Origin of the sequence: Olleya sp. R77988, from assembly GCF_044594215.1 — a bacterium.
GTDB lineage: Bacteria > Bacteroidota > Bacteroidia > Flavobacteriales > Flavobacteriaceae > Olleya.
In genome coordinates this window covers 2,416,700-2,438,117 of sequence record NZ_CP138988.1, presented here as the reverse complement: position 1 = coordinate 2,438,117, position 21,418 = coordinate 2,416,700, and the positions used below count along the sequence as shown (strand labels likewise).

Below are 21,418 nucleotides of genomic sequence, written 5' to 3'. Positions count from 1 at the left end.
AATATAAAATTTAAAGCAGTAAAAAAGAAGTTTATGTTATGAGAATAATCAATTCTCTTTATTTAACCTTAGTAACCCTACCAATAAACGGTAAGGGGATTTATGCTTTTATTTTATTTAGTATTTAAATAAACAATATTAAACTATATAAGTTTTGAAATTATTGAAAACAAATAAAAAGCAAGAATTACTTTTAGTAATCCTATTATTAATTGGGTTTGCCTTACAGGCTCAAGTAAAAAAGTCTTTTACACCACGTTATAACTCTACAATTACTGGAGATGTAACAATGGTTGCTAATAATGTATTGTCTAGAACTGCAACTACAGATTATAATGATGAGTTAGGTAATCATGATTTTGTAGATAATGTATATGTAGATATAGATAATGATGCAACTACATTTAACTCTAGTAGTGCTAACTTAGTAAATCCAAAACCTAACGATCCTTGTTTAGAGGTTGATAAGGTATTATTATATTGGGCAGCTGCAGATAAAGGATTGGTTAATAATGGAATTGAAGATGATAACCAACCTGGTTGGGATTTTGATGATGTAAAACTAATGTTACCAGGTCAGACAACCTACACAACTGTTACTGCTGATGAAGTTATTTATAGAGGAAGAGATGAAAACCCTCATGTTTATAATGATCCATATGTATGTGTAAAAGATATAACAAACGAGGTAAATAACTTAACTGACCCATTTGGTAAGTATCAAGTAGCTAATGTAGAGGCAAAAGTTGGTTATTTAATATCACATAATGGTGGTACAACTGGTACTTCTGGAGGATGGCAAGTCATTTTAGTTTATAAAAGTGATCAATTAAAACCTAGAAACATAACATTATTTGATGGTTATGCGCATGTATCTGACACAGAAAATGATTTTGATATAAATATTTCTGGTTTTCAAACAGTACCTAATGGTAATGTAAAGTCTGATGTTGTAATTGGTGCTTTAGAAGGTGATAGAGATTTAACAGGAGACCGTCTTCAAATTTTAAATACTGCTGGTGTTTTTCAAGATATTACTGCGCCTTTAAGAGATGCTGATAACTTTTTTAATAGCAGAATTACAATTGGACCAAGTAATGGTGCAAATAATTTTACAGACAGAAGTCCTGCAAGTTTAAACACATTAGGGTTTGATGCTGCATTATTCCCTCTATCAAACCAAGGTAACTCATTACTAACAAATAATCAAACATCCACTACTTTTAGATTAACGTCTGATCAAGAAACTTATGGATTATTTGCTTTAGGTTTTTCTGTTGAAATTTATCAACCAAGTTTAGAAACTATTTTTACAGTTGCTCCAACGTCTATAACACCAGTTAGTACAGCACAAACTGCTACATATACTGCTGTAATAACAAATACTGGTAACGATAATGCAAATAATGTTACGCTTACAACTATAATTCCTGTTGGTTCAGAATTAGTACAACCAATTACAGGTTTGCCTTCTGGTGTAACATATACTTATACTCCAGGTACTAGAACTTTAACGTTTACTGTTGTAAATGGTGTATTAGCTGCTGGTGAAAGTCTAACTGTAGAATTTGATACATTAATTAATGATAATTGCTATTATTTATTAAACGGTTGTTCTGGAGCATTAAGTTCAAATCTTGCTGCTACATATAATGGAGAATTAAATGTAAAAGATTTTACTAGTAGTAGTTCTAACGGAATTGATGCATGTGGTGTCGGAAACAATTTAAATGCAACTGTTACTATTAATCCTCCTGCTCCTGCAACTTGGGTAACTTCTCCTCAAGATCTTGACAGAGATGTAAGTTGCGATGATGCAACAGCATTAAGTAATGCACAATCTTTAATTCCTGTAGCTTCTTGTTCTGGTTTAACACCTATAAAAACATCTGGATCTTTTGTTCAAGACGCACAATGTCCTTCAAACGGAACTTATACAAATACTTGGAATTTTACTGATGCTTGTGGAAGAACAATAGCAAATTACGTTCAAACTATTACAGTTTTAGATACAACTGCTCCTAGTTTTACTGTTCCAGCTGATATCGAAATATTTACTGATGCATCTTGTAATTATGATGTAGCTGTAGCTGAAACTGGTGATGTAACTGATGAAGATGATAATTGCTCGACTGGATTAAATGCAACATTTACAGATAGTACTGTTGCTGGATCTTGCGAAGGGACTTTTGTTATTACACGTACTTGGTCTTTAGTAGATGATTGCGGAAATAATGCACCTACCCAAACTCAAACTATTACTGTTTCAGATAATTCTGCTCCAAGCTTTACTGCTCCTGCTGATATCGAAATATTTACCGATGCATCTTGTAATTATGATACTGCTGTAACTGCAACTGGAGATGTTACTAATGAAGATGACAATTGCTCGACTGGATTAAATGCAACATTTACTGATAGTTCTGTTGCTGGATCTTGCGAAGGAACTTTTGTTATTACACGTACTTGGTCTTTAGTAGATGATTGCGGAAATGCTGCACCAACACAAACTCAAACTATAACAGTTTCAGATAATTCTGCTCCAAGCTTTACTGCTCCTGCAGATATAACAATTAATTGCGAACAAGATCCTAGTAATTTAACACTTGTTGGAGATGTTAATACAGAAACTGATAATTGCGATACTACTTTAGATGCAACTTATACTGATACAACTGCTACTGGAAGTTGTCCTAATGAATCAGTAATTACTAGAACTTGGACATTAACTGACGATTGTAACAATACTACAACACACGTACAAACTATTACTATAGAGGATACTACACCTCCAACCTTTGTTGAAACTTTACCAACAAGTAATACTGTAGATTTCGATTCAATTCCAGATGCTGCAACTTTAACAGCTACAGACAATTGTGGTACTGCTAATGTAACATTTAGCACTATATCTTCTGGAGATATTTGTACTGGAAGTTATACTATAACAAGAACATGGACTGCAACAGATGCTTGTGATTTGACAACTATACATACTCAAGTCCTAACTGTTACTCAACCTGTACTTGAAGCTACAATAACATCTCAAACAAATGCATTATGCGGAAGTACTGATGCGTCTGTAACAGTAACTGCTACTGGAGGAACAGGACCATATACCTATTTATGGAATGATCCATCTGCTCAAGCTACAGCAACAGCTACTAACCTTGTTGCTAATACTTACAATGTTATTGTAACTGATGTAAATGATTGTACTGTTAATATACCTGTTACTATAACAAACTCTTGTATTGCAATTGTAAAATCAGGTGTTTTTAATGACGAAGATCAAGATAACTGTACTGATGTTGGTGAAACAATATCATATACATTTACTGTAACAAATACTGGTAATGCTAGTTTAACTAATCTAGTTATAACAGATCCATTACTTGAAGCTCCTAACCCAGTTGTAGCTATTGTGCTTGCTTCTGGTGATACAGATGGTGATAACCAATTAGATCCTACAGAAACTTGGACATATACTGCAGATTATACTATAAATCAAAATAATATTGATACAGGTTTAGTAACTAACCAAGCAACTGTGACTGCTTCTACATTAGACAGCGTTACTATTTCAGATATATCTGGTACTACTGCAACTACTGATGATGCAACTGTAATTACTTTATGTACTGATGAAGATATTGCTTTAGTCAAAGCTGCTGTCTTTAATGACGAAGATCAAGACAACTGTACTGATGTTGGTGAAACAATATCATATACATTTACTGTAACAAACACTGGTAATGTATCTATCGATAATATCGTATTATCAGATCCATTACTTGAAGCTCCTAACCCAGTTGTAGCTATTGCGTTTGCTTCTGGTGATACAGATGGTGATAACCAATTAGATCCTACAGAAACTTGGACATATACTGCAGATTATACTGTAACTCAAACTGATATTGATGCTGCTCAAGTAACTAATCAAGCAACCGTTAATGGACAAAACGTATTAACAGACGCTAATGTATCTGACCTTTCTGGTACTACTGCAACTACTGATGATGCAACCGTTATTACTTTGTGTCAAGGTGATACTACTATTGCTTTAGTCAAAGCTGGTATCTTTAATGACGAAGATCAAGACAACTGTACTGATGTTGGTGAAACAATATCATATACATTTACTGTAACAAACACTGGTAATGTATCTATCGATAATATCGTATTAACGGATCCATTACTTGAAGCTCCTAACCCAGTTGTAGCTATTGCGTTTGCTTCTGGTGATACAGATGGTGATAACCAATTAGATCCTACAGAAACTTGGACATATACTGCAGATTATACTGTAACTCAAACTGATATTGATGCTGCTCAAGTAACTAATCAAGCAACCGTTAATGGACAAAACGTATTAACAGACGCTAATGTATCTGACCTTTCTGGTACTACTGCAACTACTGACGATGCAACCGTTATTACTTTATGTCAAGGTGATACTACTATTGCTTTAGTCAAAGCTGGTATCTTTAATGACGAAGATCAAGACAACTGTACTGATGTTGGTGAAACAATATCATATACATTTACTGTAACAAACACTGGTAATGTATCTATCGATAATATCGTATTAACGGATCCATTACTTGAAGCTCCTAACCCAGTTGTAGCTATTGTGTTTGCTTCTGGTGATACAGATGGTGATAACCAATTAGATCCTACAGAAACTTGGACTTATACTGCAGATTATACTGTAACTCAAACTGATATTGATGCTGCTCAAGTAACTAATCAAGCAACCGTTAATGGACAAAACGTATTAACAGACGCTAATGTATCTGACCTTTCTGGTACTACTGCAACTACTGATGATGCAACCGTTATTACTTTGTGTCAAGGTGATACTACTATTGCTTTAGTCAAAGCTGGTATCTTTAATGACGAAGATCAAGACAACTGTACTGATGTTGGTGAAACAATATCATATACATTTACTGTAACAAACACTGGTAATGTATCTATCGATAATATCGTATTAACGGATCCATTACTTGAAGCTCCTAACCCAGTTGTAGCTATTGCGTTTGCTTCTGGTGATACAGATGGTGATAACCAATTAGATCCTACAGAAACTTGGACATATACTGCAGATTATACTGTAACTCAAACTGATATTGATGCTGCTCAAGTAACTAATCAAGCAACCGTTAATGGACAAAACGTATTAACAGACGCTAATGTATCTGACCTTTCTGGTACTACTGCAACTACTGACGATGCAACCGTTATTACTTTATGTCAAGGTGATACTACTATTGCTTTAGTCAAAGCTGGTATCTTTAATGACGAAGATCAAGACAACTGTACTGATGTTGGTGAAACAATATCATATACATTTACTGTAACAAACACTGGTAATGTATCTATCGATAATATCGTATTATCAGATCCATTACTTGAAGCTCCTAACCCAGTTGTAGCTATTGCGTTTGCTTCTGGTGATACAGATGGTGATAACCAATTAGATCCTACAGAAACTTGGACATATACTGCAGATTATACTGTAACTCAAACTGATATTGATGCTGCTCAAGTAACTAATCAAGCAACCGTTAATGGACAAAACGTATTAACAGACGCTAATGTATCTGACCTTTCTGGTACTACTGCAACTACTGATGATGCAACCGTTATTACTTTATGTCAAGGTGATAGTTCCATAAATGTCGTGAAAACGTCGGAAATCACTAATGGTGATCCGTGTTTAAATGCAGATAGCTTAATTACTTATACTTTTACTGTAACAAATACTGGAAATATCTCTATTACTATTGCCTCTATTAATGATGCGCTATTAGGTGGTGATATTACGGCTTCTGTAACACTGGTCTCTGGTGATACCAATACTGATGGCTTACTTAACCCTACTGAAACTTGGGTTTATACTGCGCCTAACTATACAGTAACACAAGCAGACTATGATGCTCAGTCAATCTCTAACACAGTAACTATTAATGGTGCTGATGTTGATGGAACTACTGTTACTGCTACTGATACGTTAGTCATTGGTGCAGATCAATTCTGTGACCCTTCTAATAACTTTGCAGTTGTGAAAACATCGGAAATCACTAATGGTGATCCATGTTTAAATGCAGATAGCTTAGTTACTTATACTTTTACTGTAACAAATACTGGTGGTAACTCATCTATTACTATTGCCTCTATTAATGATGCGCTATTAGGTGGTGATATTACGGCTTCTGTAACACTAGTCTCTGGTGATACCAATACTGATGGCTTACTTAACCCTACTGAAACTTGGGTTTATACTGCGCCTAACTATACAGTAACACAAGCAGACTATGATGCTCAGTCAATCTCTAACACAGTAACTATTAATGGTGCTGATGTCGATGGAACTACTGTTACTGCTACTGATACGTTAGTCATTGGTGCAGATCAATTCTGTGACCCTTCTAATAACTTTGCAGTTGTGAAAACATCGGAAATCACTAATGGTGATCCATGTTTAAATGCAGATAGCTTAGTTACTTATACTTTTACTGTAACAAATACTGGTGGTAACTCATCTATTACTATTGCCTCTATTAATGATGCGCTATTAGGTGGTGATATTACGGCTTCTGTAACACTAGTCTCTGGTGATACCAATACTGATGGCTTACTTAACCCTACTGAAACTTGGGTTTATACTGCGCCTAACTATACAGTAACACAAGCAGACTATGATGCTCAGTCAATCTCTAACACAGTAACTATTAATGGTGCTGATGTCGATGGAACTACTGTTACTGCTACTGATACGTTAGTCATTGGTGCAGATCAATTCTGTGACCCTTCTAATAACTTTGCAGTTGTGAAAACATCGGAAATCACTAATGGTGATCCATGTTTAAATGCAGATAGCTTAGTTACTTATACTTTTACTGTAACAAATACTGGTGGTAACTCATCTATTACTATTGCCTCTATTAATGATGCGCTATTAGGTGGTGATATTACGGCTTCTGTAACACTAGTCTCTGGTGATACCAATACTGATGGCTTACTTAACCCTACTGAAACTTGGGTTTATACTGCGCCTAACTATACAGTAACACAAGCAGACTATGATGCTCAGTCAATCTCTAACACAGTAACTATTAATGGTGCTGATGTCGATGGAACTACTGTTACTGCTACTGATACGTTAGTCATTGGTGCAGATCAATTCTGTGACCCTTCTAATAACTTTGCAGTTGTGAAAACATCGGAAATCACTAATGGTGATCCATGTTTAAATGCAGATAGCTTAGTTACTTATACTTTTACTGTAACAAATACTGGTGGTAACTCATCTATTACTATTGCCTCTATTAATGATGCGCTATTAGGTGGTGATATTACGGCTTCTGTAACACTAGTCTCTGGTGATACCAATACTGATGGCTTACTTAACCCTACTGAAACTTGGGTTTATACTGCGCCTAACTATACAGTAACACAAGTAGACTATGATGCTCAGTCAATCTCTAACACAGTAACTATTAATGGTGCTGATGTCGATGGAACTACTGTTACTGCTACTGATACGTTAGTCATTGGTGCAGATCAATTCTGTGACCCTTCTAATAACTTTGCAGTTGTGAAAACATCGGAAATCACTAATGGTGATCCATGTTTAAATGCAGATAGCTTAGTTACTTATACTTTTACTGTAACAAATACTGGTGGTAACTCATCTATTACTATTGCCTCTATTAATGATGCGCTATTAGGTGGTGATATTACGGCTTCTGTAACACTAGTCTCTGGTGATACCAATACTGATGGCTTACTTAACCCTACTGAAACTTGGGTTTATACTGCGCCTAACTATACAGTAACACAAGCAGACTATGATGCTCAGTCAATCTCTAACACAGTAACTATTAATGGTGCTGATGTCGATGGAACTACTGTTACTGCTACTGATACGTTAGTCATTGGTGCAGATCAATTCTGTGACCCTTCTAATAACTTTGCAGTTGTGAAAACGTCGGAAATCACTAATGGTGATCCATGTTTAAATGCAGATAGCTTAGTTACTTATACTTTTACTGTAACAAATACTGGTGGTAACTCATCTATTACTATTGCCTCTATTAATGATGCGCTATTAGGTGGTGATATTACGGCTTCTGTAACACTAGTCTCTGGTGATACCAATACTGATGGCTTACTTAACCCTACTGAAACTTGGGTTTATACTGCGCCTAACTATACAGTAACACAAGTAGACTATGATGCTCAGTCAATCTCTAACACAGTAACTATTAATGGTGCTGATGTCGATGGAACTACTGTTACTGCTACTGATACGTTAGTCATTGGTGCAGATCAATTCTGTGACCCTTCTAATAACTTTGCAGTTGTGAAAACATCGGAAATCACTAATGGTGATCCATGTTTAAATGCAGATAGCTTAGTTACTTATACTTTTACTGTAACAAATACTGGTGGTAACTCATCTATTACTATTGCCTCTATTAATGATGCGCTATTAGGTGGTGATATTACGGCTTCTGTAACACTAGTCTCTGGTGATACCAATACTGATGGCTTACTTAACCCTACTGAAACTTGGGTTTATACTGCGCCTAACTATACAGTAACACAAGCAGACTATGATGCTCAGTCAATCTCTAACACAGTAACTATTAATGGTGCTGATGTCGATGGAACTACTGTTACTGCTACTGATACGTTAGTCATTGGTGCAGATCAATTCTGTGACCCTTCTAATAACTTTGCAGTTGTGAAAACATCGGAAATCACTAATGGTGATCCATGTTTAAATGCAGATAGCTTAGTTACTTATACTTTTACTGTAACAAATACTGGTGGTAACTCATCTATTACTATTGCCTCTATTAATGATGCGCTATTAGGTGGTGATATTACGGCTTCTGTAACACTAGTCTCTGGTGATACCAATACTGATGGCTTACTTAACCCTACTGAAACTTGGGTTTATACTGCGCCTAACTATACAGTAACACAAGCAGACTATGATGCTCAGTCAATCTCTAACACAGTAACTATTAATGGTGCTGATGTCGATGGAACTACTGTTACTGCTACTGATACGTTAGTCATTGGTGCAGATCAATTCTGTGACCCTTCTAATAACTTTGCAGTTGTGAAAACGTCGGAAATCACTAATGGTGATCCATGTTTAAATGCAGATAGCTTAGTTACTTATACTTTTACTGTAACAAATACTGGTGGTAACTCATCTATTACTATTGCCTCTATTAATGATGCGCTATTAGGTGGTGATATTACGGCTTCTGTAACACTAGTCTCTGGTGATACCAATACTGATGGCTTACTTAACCCTACTGAAACTTGGGTTTATACTGCGCCTAACTATACAGTAACACAAGCAGACTATGATGCTCAGTCAATCTCTAACACAGTAACTATTAATGGTGCTGATGTTGATGGAACTACTGTTACTGCTACTGATACGTTAGTCATTGGTGCAGATCAATTCTGTGACCCTTCTAATAACTTTGCAGTTGTGAAAACATCGGAAATCACTAATGGTGATCCATGTTTAAATGCAGATAGCTTAGTTACTTATACTTTTACTGTAACAAATACTGGTGGTAACTCATCTATTACTATTGCCTCTATTAATGATGCGCTATTAGGTGGTGATATTACGGCTTCTGTAACACTGGTCTCTGGTGATACCAATACTGATGGCTTACTTAACCCTACTGAAACTTGGGTTTATACTGCGCCTAACTATACAGTAACACAAGCAGACTATGATGCTCAGTCAATCTCTAACACAGTAACTATTAATGGTGCTGATGTCGATGGAACTACTGTTACTGCTACTGATACGTTAGTCATTGGTGCAGATCAATTCTGTGACCCTTCTAATAACTTTGCAGTTGTGAAAACGTCGGAAATCACTAATGGTGATCCATGTTTAAATGCAGATAGCTTAGTTACTTATACTTTTACTGTAACAAATACTGGTGGTAACTCATCTATTACTATTGCCTCTATTAATGATGCGCTATTAGGTGGTGATATTACGGCTTCTGTAACACTGGTCTCTGGTGATACCAATACTGATGGCTTACTTAACCCTACTGAAACTTGGGTTTATACTGCGCCTAACTATACAGTAACACAAGCAGACTATGATGCTCAGTCAATCTCTAACACAGTAACTATTAATGGTGCTGATGTCGATGGAACTACTGTTACTGCTACTGATACGTTAGTCATTGGTGCAGATCAATTCTGTGACCCTTCTAATAACTTTGCAGTTGTGAAAACATCGGAAATCACTAATGGTGATCCATGTTTAAATGCAGATAGCTTAGTTACTTATACTTTTACTGTAACAAATACTGGTGGTAACTCATCTATTACTATTGCCTCTATTAATGATGCGCTATTAGGTGGTGATATTACGGCTTCTGTAACACTAGTCTCTGGTGATACCAATACTGATGGCTTACTTAACCCTACTGAAACTTGGGTTTATACTGCGCCTAACTATACAGTAACACAAGCAGACTATGATGCTCAGTCAATCTCTAACACAGTAACTATTAATGGTGCTGATGTCGATGGAACTACTGTTACTGCTACTGATACGTTAGTCATTGGTGCAGATCAATTCTGTGACCCTTCTAATAACTTTGCAGTTGTGAAAACATCGGAAATCACTAATGGTGATCCATGTTTAAATGCAGATAGCTTAGTTACTTATACTTTTACTGTAACAAATACTGGTGGTAACTCATCTATTACTATTGCCTCTATTAATGATGCGCTATTAGGTGGTGATATTACGGCTTCTGTAACACTAGTCTCTGGTGATACCAATACTGATGGCTTACTTAACCCTACTGAAACTTGGGTTTATACTGCGCCTAACTATACAGTAACACAAGTAGACTATGATGCTCAGTCAATCTCTAACACAGTAACTATTAATGGTGCTGATGTCGATGGAACTACTGTTACTGCTACTGATACGTTAGTCATTGGTGCAGATCAATTCTGTGACCCTTCTAATAACTTTGCAGTTGTGAAAACGTCGGAAATCACTAATGGTGATCCATGTTTAAATGCAGATAGCTTAGTTACTTATACTTTTACTGTAACAAATACTGGTGGTAACTCATCTATTACTATTGCCTCTATTAATGATGCGCTATTAGGTGGTGATATTACGGCTTCTGTAACACTAGTCTCTGGTGATACCAATACTGATGGCTTACTTAACCCTACTGAAACTTGGGTTTATACTGCGCCTAACTATACAGTAACACAAGCAGACTATGATGCTCAGTCAATCTCTAACACAGTAACTATTAATGGTGCTGATGTTGATGGAACTACTGTTACTGCTACTGATACGTTAGTCATTGGTGCAGATCAATTCTGTGACCCTTCTAATAACTTTGCAGTTGTGAAAACATCGGAAATCACTAATGGTGATCCATGTTTAAATGCAGATAGCTTAGTTACTTATACTTTTACTGTAACAAATACTGGTGGTAACTCATCTATTACTATTGCCTCTATTAATGATGCGCTATTAGGTGGTGATATTACGGCTTCTGTAACACTAGTCTCTGGTGATACCAATACTGATGGCTTACTTAACCCTACTGAAACTTGGGTTTATACTGCGCCTAACTATACAGTAACACAAGCAGACTATGATGCTCAGTCAATCTCTAACACAGTAACTATTAATGGTACTGATGTCGATGGAACTACTGTTACTGCTACTGATACGTTAGTCATTGGTGCAGATCAATTCTGTGACCCTTCTAATAACTTTGCAGTTGTGAAAACATCGGAAATCACTAATGGTGATCCATGTTTAAATGCAGATAGCTTAGTTACTTATACTTTTACTGTAACAAATACTGGTGGTAACTCATCTATTACTATTGCCTCTATTAATGATGCGCTATTAGGTGGTGATATTACGGCTTCTGTAACACTAGTCTCTGGTGATACCAATACTGATGGCTTACTTAACCCTACTGAAACTTGGGTTTATACTGCGCCTAACTATACAGTAACACAAGCAGACTATGATGCTCAGTCAATCTCTAACACAGTAACTATTAATGGTACTGATGTCGATGGAACTACTGTTACTGCTACTGATACGTTAGTCATTGGTGCAGATCAATTCTGTGACCCTTCTAATAACTTTGCAGTTGTGAAAACATCGGAAATCACTAATGGTGATCCATGTTTAAATGCAGATAGCTTAGTTACTTATACTTTTACTGTAACAAATACTGGTGGTAACTCATCTATTACTATTGCCTCTATTAATGATGCGCTATTAGGTGGTGATATTACGGCTTCTGTAACACTGGTCTCTGGTGATACCAATACTGATGGCTTACTTAACCCTACTGAAACTTGGGTTTATACTGCGCCTAACTATACAGTAACACAAGCAGACTATGATGCTCAGTCAATCTCTAACACAGTAACTATTAATGGTGCTGATGTCGATGGAACTACTGTTACTGCTACTGATACGTTAGTCATTGGTGCAGATCAATTCTGTGACCCTTCTAATAACTTTGCAGTTGTGAAAACATCGGAAATCACTAATGGTGATCCATGTTTAAATGCAGATAGCTTAGTTACTTATACTTTTACTGTAACAAATACTGGTGGTAACTCATCTATTACTATTGCCTCTATTAATGATGCGCTATTAGGTGGTGATATTACGGCTTCTGTAACACTAGTCTCTGGTGATACCAATACTGATGGCTTACTTAACCCTACTGAAACTTGGGTTTATACTGCGCCTAACTATACAGTAACACAAGCAGACTATGATGCTCAGTCAATCTCTAACACAGTAACTATTAATGGTGCTGATGTCGATGGAACTACTGTTACTGCTACTGATACGTTAGTCATTGGTGCAGATCAATTCTGTGACCCTTCTAATAACTTTGCAGTTGTGAAAACATCGGAAATCACTAATGGTGATCCATGTTTAAATGCAGATAGCTTAGTTACTTATACTTTTACTGTAACAAATACTGGTGGTAACTCATCTATTACTATTGCCTCTATTAATGATGCGCTATTAGGTGGTGATATTACGGCTTCTGTAACACTAGTCTCTGGTGATACCAATACTGATGGCTTACTTAACCCTACTGAAACTTGGGTTTATACTGCGCCTAACTATACAGTAACACAAGCAGACTATGATGCTCAGTCAATCTCTAACACAGTAACTATTAATGGTGCTGATGTCGATGGAACTACTGTTACTGCTACTGATACGTTAGTCATTGGTGCAGATCAATTCTGTGACCCTTCTAATAACTTTGCAGTTGTGAAAACGTCGGAAATCACTAATGGTGATCCATGTTTAAATGCAGATAGCTTAGTTACTTATACTTTTACTGTAACAAATACTGGTGGTAACTCATCTATTACTATTGCCTCTATTAATGATGCGCTATTAGGTGGTGATATTACGGCTTCTGTAACACTAGTCTCTGGTGATACCAATACTGATGGCTTACTTAACCCTACTGAAACTTGGGTTTATACTGCGCCTAACTATACAGTAACACAAGCAGACTATGATGCTCAGTCAATCTCTAACACAGTAACTATTAATGGTGCTGATGTCGATGGAACTACTGTTACTGCTACTGATACGTTAGTCATTGGTGCAGATCAATTCTGTGACCCTTCTAATAACTTTGCAGTTGTGAAAACGTCGGAAATCACTAATGGTGATCCATGTTTAAATGCAGATAGCTTAGTTACTTATACTTTTACTGTAACAAATACTGGTGGTAACTCATCTATTACTATTGCCTCTATTAATGATGCGCTATTAGGTGGTGATATTACGGCTTCTGTAACACTAGTCTCTGGTGATACCAATACTGATGGCTTACTTAACCCTACTGAAACTTGGGTTTATACTGCGCCTAACTATACAGTAACACAAGCAGACTATGATGCTCAGTCAATCTCTAACACAGTAACTATTAATGGTGCTGATGTCGATGGAACTACTGTTACTGCTACTGATACGTTAGTCATTGGTGCAGATCAATTCTGTGACCCTTCTAATAACTTTGCAGTTGTGAAAACATCGGAAATCACTAATGGTGATCCATGTTTAAATGCAGATAGCTTAGTTACTTATACTTTTACTGTAACAAATACTGGTGGTAACTCATCTATTACTATTGCCTCTATTAATGATGCGCTATTAGGTGGTGATATTACGGCTTCTGTAACACTAGTCTCTGGTGATACCAATACTGATGGCTTACTTAACCCTACTGAAACTTGGGTTTATACTGCGCCTAACTATACAGTAACACAAGCAGACTATGATGCTCAGTCAATCTCTAACACAGTAACTATTAATGGTGCTGATGTCGATGGAACTACTGTTACTGCTACTGATACGTTAGTCATTGGTGCAGATCAATTCTGTGACCCTTCTAATAACTTTGCAGTTGTGAAAACATCGGAAATCACTAATGGTGATCCATGTTTAAATGCAGATAGCTTAGTTACTTATACTTTTACTGTAACAAATACTGGTGGTAACTCATCTATTACTATTGCCTCTATTAATGATGCGCTATTAGGTGGTGATATTACGGCTTCTGTAACACTGGTCTCTGGTGATACCAATACTGATGGCTTACTTAACCCTACTGAAACTTGGGTTTATACTGCGCCTAACTATACAGTAACACAAGCAGACTATGATGCTCAGTCAATCTCTAACACAGTAACTATTAATGGTGCTGATGTCGATGGAACTACTGTTACTGCTACTGATACGTTAGTCATTGGTGCAGATCAATTCTGTGACCCTTCTAATAACTTTGCAGTTGTGAAAACGTCGGAAATCACTAATGGTGATCCATGTTTAAATGCAGATAGCTTAGTTACTTATACTTTTACTGTAACAAATACTGGTGGTAACTCATCTATTACTATTGCCTCTATTAATGATGCGCTATTAGGTGGTGATATTACGGCTTCTGTAACACTAGTCTCTGGTGATACCAATACTGATGGCTTACTTAACCCTACTGAAACTTGGGTTTATACTGCGCCTAACTATACAGTAACACAAGCAGACTATGATGCTCAGTCAATCTCTAACACAGTAACTATTAATGGTGCTGATGTTGATGGAACTAGTGTTACTGCTACTGATACGTTAGTCATTGGTGCAGATCAATTCTGTGACCCTTCTAATAACTTTGCAGTTGTGAAAACATCGGAAATCACTAATGGTGATCCATGTTTAAATGCAGATAGCTTAGTTACTTATACTTTTACTGTAACAAATACTGGTGGTAACTCATCTATTACTATTGCCTCTATTAATGATGCGCTATTAGGTGGTGATATTACGGCTTCTGTAACACTAGTCTCTGGTGATACCAATACTGATGGCTTACTTAACCCTACTGAAACTTGGGTTTATACTGCGCCTAACTATACAGTAACACAAGCAGACTATGATGCTCAGTCAATCTCTAACACAGTAACTATTAATGGTGCTGATGTCGATGGAACTACTGTTACTGCTACTGATACGTTAGTCATTGGTGCAGATCAATTCTGTGACCCTTCTAATAACTTTGCAGTTGTGAAAACATCGGAAATCACTAATGGTGATCCATGTTTAAATGCAGATAGCTTAGTTACTTATACTTTTACTGTAACAAATACTGGTGGTAACTCATCTATTACTATTGCCTCTATTAATGATGCGCTATTAGGTGGTGATATTACGGCTTCTGTAACACTGGTCTCTGGTGATACCAATACTGATGGCTTACTTAACCCTACTGAAACTTGGGTTTATACTGCGCCTAACTATACAGTAACACAAGCAGACTATGATGCTCAGTCAATCTCTAACACAGTAACTATTAATGGTGCTGATGTCGATGGAACTACTGTTACTGCTACTGATACGTTAGTCATTGGTGCAGATCAATTCTGTGACCCTTCTAATAACTTTGCAGTTGTGAAAACATCGGAAATCACTAATGGTGATCCATGTTTAAATGCAGATAGCTTAGTTACTTATACTTTTACTGTAACAAATACTGGTGGTAACTCATCTATTACTATTGCCTCTATTAATGATGCGCTATTAGGTGGTGATATTACGGCTTCTGTAACACTGGTCTCTGGTGATACCAATACTGATGGCTTACTTAACCCTACTGAAACTTGGGTTTATACTGCGCCTAACTATACAGTAACACAAGCAGACTATGATGCTCAGTCAATCTCTAACACAGTAACTATTAATGGTGCTGATGTCGATGGAACTACTGTTACTGCTACTGATACGTTAGTCATTGGTGCAGATCAATTCTGTGACCCTTCTAATAACTTTGCAGTTGTGAAAACGTCGGAAATCACTAATGGTGATCCATGTTTAAATGCAGATAGCTTAGTTACTTATACTTTTACTGTAACAAATACTGGTGGTAACTCATCTATTACTATTGCCTCTATTAATGATGCGCTATTAGGTGGTGATATTACGGCTTCTGTAACACTAGTCTCTGGTGATACCAATACTGATGGCTTACTTAACCCTACTGAAACTTGGGTTTATACTGCGCCTAACTATACAGTAACACAAGCAGACTATGATGCTCAGTCAATCTCTAACACAGTAACTATTAATGGTGCTGATGTCGATGGAACTACTGTTACTGCTACTGATACGTTAGTCATTGGTGCAGATCAATTCTGTGACCCTTCTAATAACTTTGCAGTTGTGAAAACATCGGAAATCACTAATGGTGATCCATGTTTAAATGCAGATAGCTTAGTTACTTATACTTTTACTGTAACAAATACTGGTGGTAACTCATCTATTACTATTGCCTCTATTAATGATGCGCTATTAGGTGGTGATATTACGGCTTCTGTAACACTAGTCTCTGGTGATACCAATACTGATGGCTTACTTAACCCTACTGAAACTTGGGTTTATACTGCGCCTAACTATACAGTAACACAAGCAGACTATGATGCTCAGTCAATCTCTAACACAGTAACTATTAATGGTGCTGATGTCGATGGAACTACTGTTACTGCTACTGATACGTTAGTCATTGGTGCAGATCAATTCTGTGACCCTTCTAATAACTTTGCAGTTGTGAAAACATCGGAAATCACTAATGGTGATCCATGTTTAAATGCAGATAGCTTAGTTACTTATACTTTTACTGTAACAAATACTGGTGGTAACTCATCTATTACTATTGCCTCTATTAATGATGCGCTATTAGGTGGTGATATTACGGCTTCTGTAACACTAGTCTCTGGTGATACCAATACTGATGGCTTACTTAACCCTACTGAAACTTGGGTTTATACTGCGCCTAACTATACAGTAACACAAGCAGACTATGATGCTCAGTCAATCTCTAACACAGTAACTATTAATGGTGCTGATGTCGATGGAACTACTGTTACTGCTACTGATACGTTAGTCATTGGTGCAGATCAATTCTGTGACCCTTCTAATAACTTTGCAGTTGTGAAAACGTCAGAAATCACTAATGGTGATCCATGTTTAAATGCAGATAGCTTAGTTACTTATACTTTTACTGTAACAAATACTGGTGGTAACTCATCTATTACTATTGCCTCTATTAATGATGCGCTATTAGGTGGTGATATTACGGCTTCTGTAACACTAGTCTCTGGTGATACCAATACTGATGGCTTACTTAACCCTACTGAAACTTGGGTTTATACTGCGCCTAACTATACAGTAACACAAGCAGACTATGATGCTCAGTCAATCTCTAATACAGTAACTATTAATGGTGCTGATGTTGATGGAACTACTGTTACTGCTACTGATACGTTAGTCATTGGTGCAGATCAATTCTGTGACGTTAATCCTGGAATTGAGATTGTAAAAGATGGAGTTTTCAACAACGACAACAATAATAATTGTTCTGAAATCGACGAAACAATTACTTATACATTTACAGTTACTAATACAGGTAATGTATCATTAGAAAATGTAATAATTACAGATCCATTATTAGATAATGCAACACCTCCTGTTGTAATTACTTATGTTTCTGGAGATATCGATAACGATCAGGAAATAGATTTAACTGAAATTTGGATTTATACTGCTACATATTTAATAACTCAGATAGATATTGATGCGACAGAAGTTGTTAACACTGCAACAGTAACAGCTGAAGGAGTTGCAAACGGAACAATAGTTACTTCAACTTCTCAAACAATAACTGATTTAATTGAGGATATTACTCCTCCAGACACTTCTAATTGTGAAGTATTAGATGAAACTATAGAATGTGATGGTGCTAATAATCAAACATTAGCAGATGCATGGAATGCAGCAAATATTCTAGCTTTAGAAAATTGCGCAACTGATGAATGTGATAATAACTTTACAGTTACTTCTGATTATGACTTTGCTAACCTTGTAACTACTTGTGGTGCTGGTGGAACAATAACAGTAATTTATACTTTAACAGATGCAACTGGCAACTCAAGTATATTTACAGCAATCCTTACTATTGAAGATACTACAGCTCCAACATTTACGGTTCCTACAGATGTAACTATTAACTGTGATCAAGATCCTAGTGATCTTACTCTTACAGGTGACGTAACAACAGAAGTAGATAGTTGTAGTGTTCCTTTAGAAGCTACATACACTGACGCTATTACAGCTGGTGCTTGTACTAACGAATCTGTAATTACTAGAACTTGGACATTAGTTGATGAGTGTAACAATACAACAACACTTGTGCAAACAATTACAGTTGTAGATACTACTGCTCCAACATTTACGGTTCCTGCAGATGTAACTATAGAATGTAGTGATGACGAAAATGATGTAACAATTACAGGTGATGTAACTGATGAAAACGATAACTGTTCTTCTGGTTTAGAAGCTACATACACTGACGCTGTTACAGCTGGTACTTGTGCTAACGAATCTGTAATTACTAGAACTTGGACATTAGTTGATGAGTGTAACAATACAACAACACTTGTGCAAACAATCACAGTTGTAGATACTACTGCTCCAACATTTACGGTTCCTGCAGATGTAACTATAGAATGTAGTGATGACGAAAATGATGTAACAATTACAGGTGATGTAACTGATGAAAACGATAACTGTTCTTCTGGTTTAGAAGCTACATACACTGACGCTGTTACAGCTGGTACTTGTGCTAACGAATCTGTAATTACTAGAACTTGGACATTAGTTGATGAGTGTAACAATACAACAACACTTGTGCAAACAATCACAGTTGTAGATACTACTGCTCCAACATTTACGGTTCCTGCAGATGTAACTATAGAATGTAGTGATGACGAAAATGATGTAACAATTACAGGTGATGTAACTGATGAAAACGATAACTGTTCTTCTGGTTTAGAAGCTACATACACTGACGCTGTTACAGCTGGTACTTGTGCTAACGAATCTGTAATTACTAGAACTTGGACATTAGTTGATGAGTGTAACAATACAACAACACTTGTGCAAACAATCACAGTTGTAGATACTACTGCTCCAACATTTACGGTTCCTGCAGATGTAACTATAGAATGTAGTGATGACGAAAATGATGTAACAATTACAGGTGATGTAACTGATGAAAACGATAACTGTTCTTCTGGTTTAGAAGCTACATACACTGACGCTGTTACAGCTGGTACTTGTGCTAACGAATCTGTAATTACTAGAACTTGGACATTAGTTGATGAGTGTAACAATACAACAACACTTGTGCAAACAATCACAGTTGTAGATACTACTGCTCCAACATTTACGGTTCCTGCAGATGTAACTATAGAATGTAGTGATGACGAAAATGATGTAACAATTACAGGTGATGTAACTGATGAAAACGATAACTGTTCTTCTGGTTTAGAAGCTACATACACTGACGCTGTTACAGCTGGTACTTGTGCTAACGAATCTGTAATTACTAGAACTTGGACATTAGTTGATGAGTGTAACAATACAACAACACTTGTGCAAACAATCACAGTTGTAGATACTACTGCTCCAACATTTACAGTTCCTGCAGATGTAACTATAGAATGTAGTGATGACGAAAATGATGTAACAATTACAGGTGATGTAACTGATGAAAACGATAACTGTTCTTCTGGTTTAGAAGCTACATACACTGACGCTGTTACAGCTGGTACTTGTGCTAACGAATCTGTAATTACTAGAACTTGGACATTAGTTGATGAGTGTAACAATACAACAACACTTGTGCAAACAATCACAGTTGTAGATACTACTGCTCCAACATTTACGGTTCCTGCAGATGTAACTATAGAATGTAGTGATGACGAAAATGATGTAACAATTACAGGTGATGTAACTGATGAAAACGATAACTGTTCTTCTGGTTTAGAAGCTACATACACTGACGTTGTTACAGCTGGTGCTTGTGCTAACGAATCTGTAATTACTAGAACTTGGACATTAGTTGATGAGTGTAACAATACAACAACACTTGTGCAAACAATTACAGTTGTAGATACTACTGCTCCAACATTAATAACTGTATTAGATTTACCTAATAGTGTTATTTGTTCAAACGTACCTGATGTCCCAGAATTAATATTTGAAGACGATTGTTCTACTGCTGAAGTAACTGTAGTATTTGATGAAACAACAACATTTACAGGAGCAGAAGAAATATATGACTTAATATGGACATGGACTGCAACTGATGATTGTGGAAACGAAACAATAATTACTCATACTACAAATGTTATTACTGAAGACTTCATAACTGACTTAGAAGAAGAAGCATGTACAGATGATGGTTTAATAGATTTATATGATTATTTACCTGAAGGATCTGATACTACAATTGAATGGGTTGTTGTAACAGATGGAATAACTATTGCAGATGGAATATTTGATCCACTTGAAGTAGACTTAGGTGATTATGTTTTCACTTATACAGTATCAAATAATGGATGTCTAGAAACTATTAGATTAATATTAAACATCCATGATGACTGTATTCTTTTACCTTGTGGTGAAGAAGATTTAAAAATATCTAAAGCGGTAACACCAAATGGTGATGCTTACAACCAATTCTTTACTGTTGGTGGAGTTGCAGAATGTGGATTTATTATAGACATTAAAATATTTAACCGTTTTGGTGATATAGTATATGAATCTAGTGATTACCAAAACGATTGGAGTGGTGAAAGTCCAAGTGGATCTGTTGGATCTGCTGGAAGATTACCAAACGGAACGTATTATTATGTTATAGACATTAAGGATAGTGGAATCAAAACATTATCTGGTCCTATTTATTTAGGAACTAAATAA

1 protein-coding gene is annotated in these 21,418 nt (G+C 36.3%); it reads left to right on the top strand.

Features of this window, described 5'->3' with window-relative positions; all coding sequences use genetic code 11:
* Positions 1 to 154 precede the first annotated feature (154 nt).
* The gene (locus SJY17_RS11055) at positions 155 to 21,418 is read left to right on the top strand and encodes a gliding motility-associated C-terminal domain-containing protein (RefSeq protein WP_397362618.1); all 21,264 of its coding nucleotides are present in this window, start codon (positions 155 to 157) and stop codon (positions 21,416 to 21,418) included.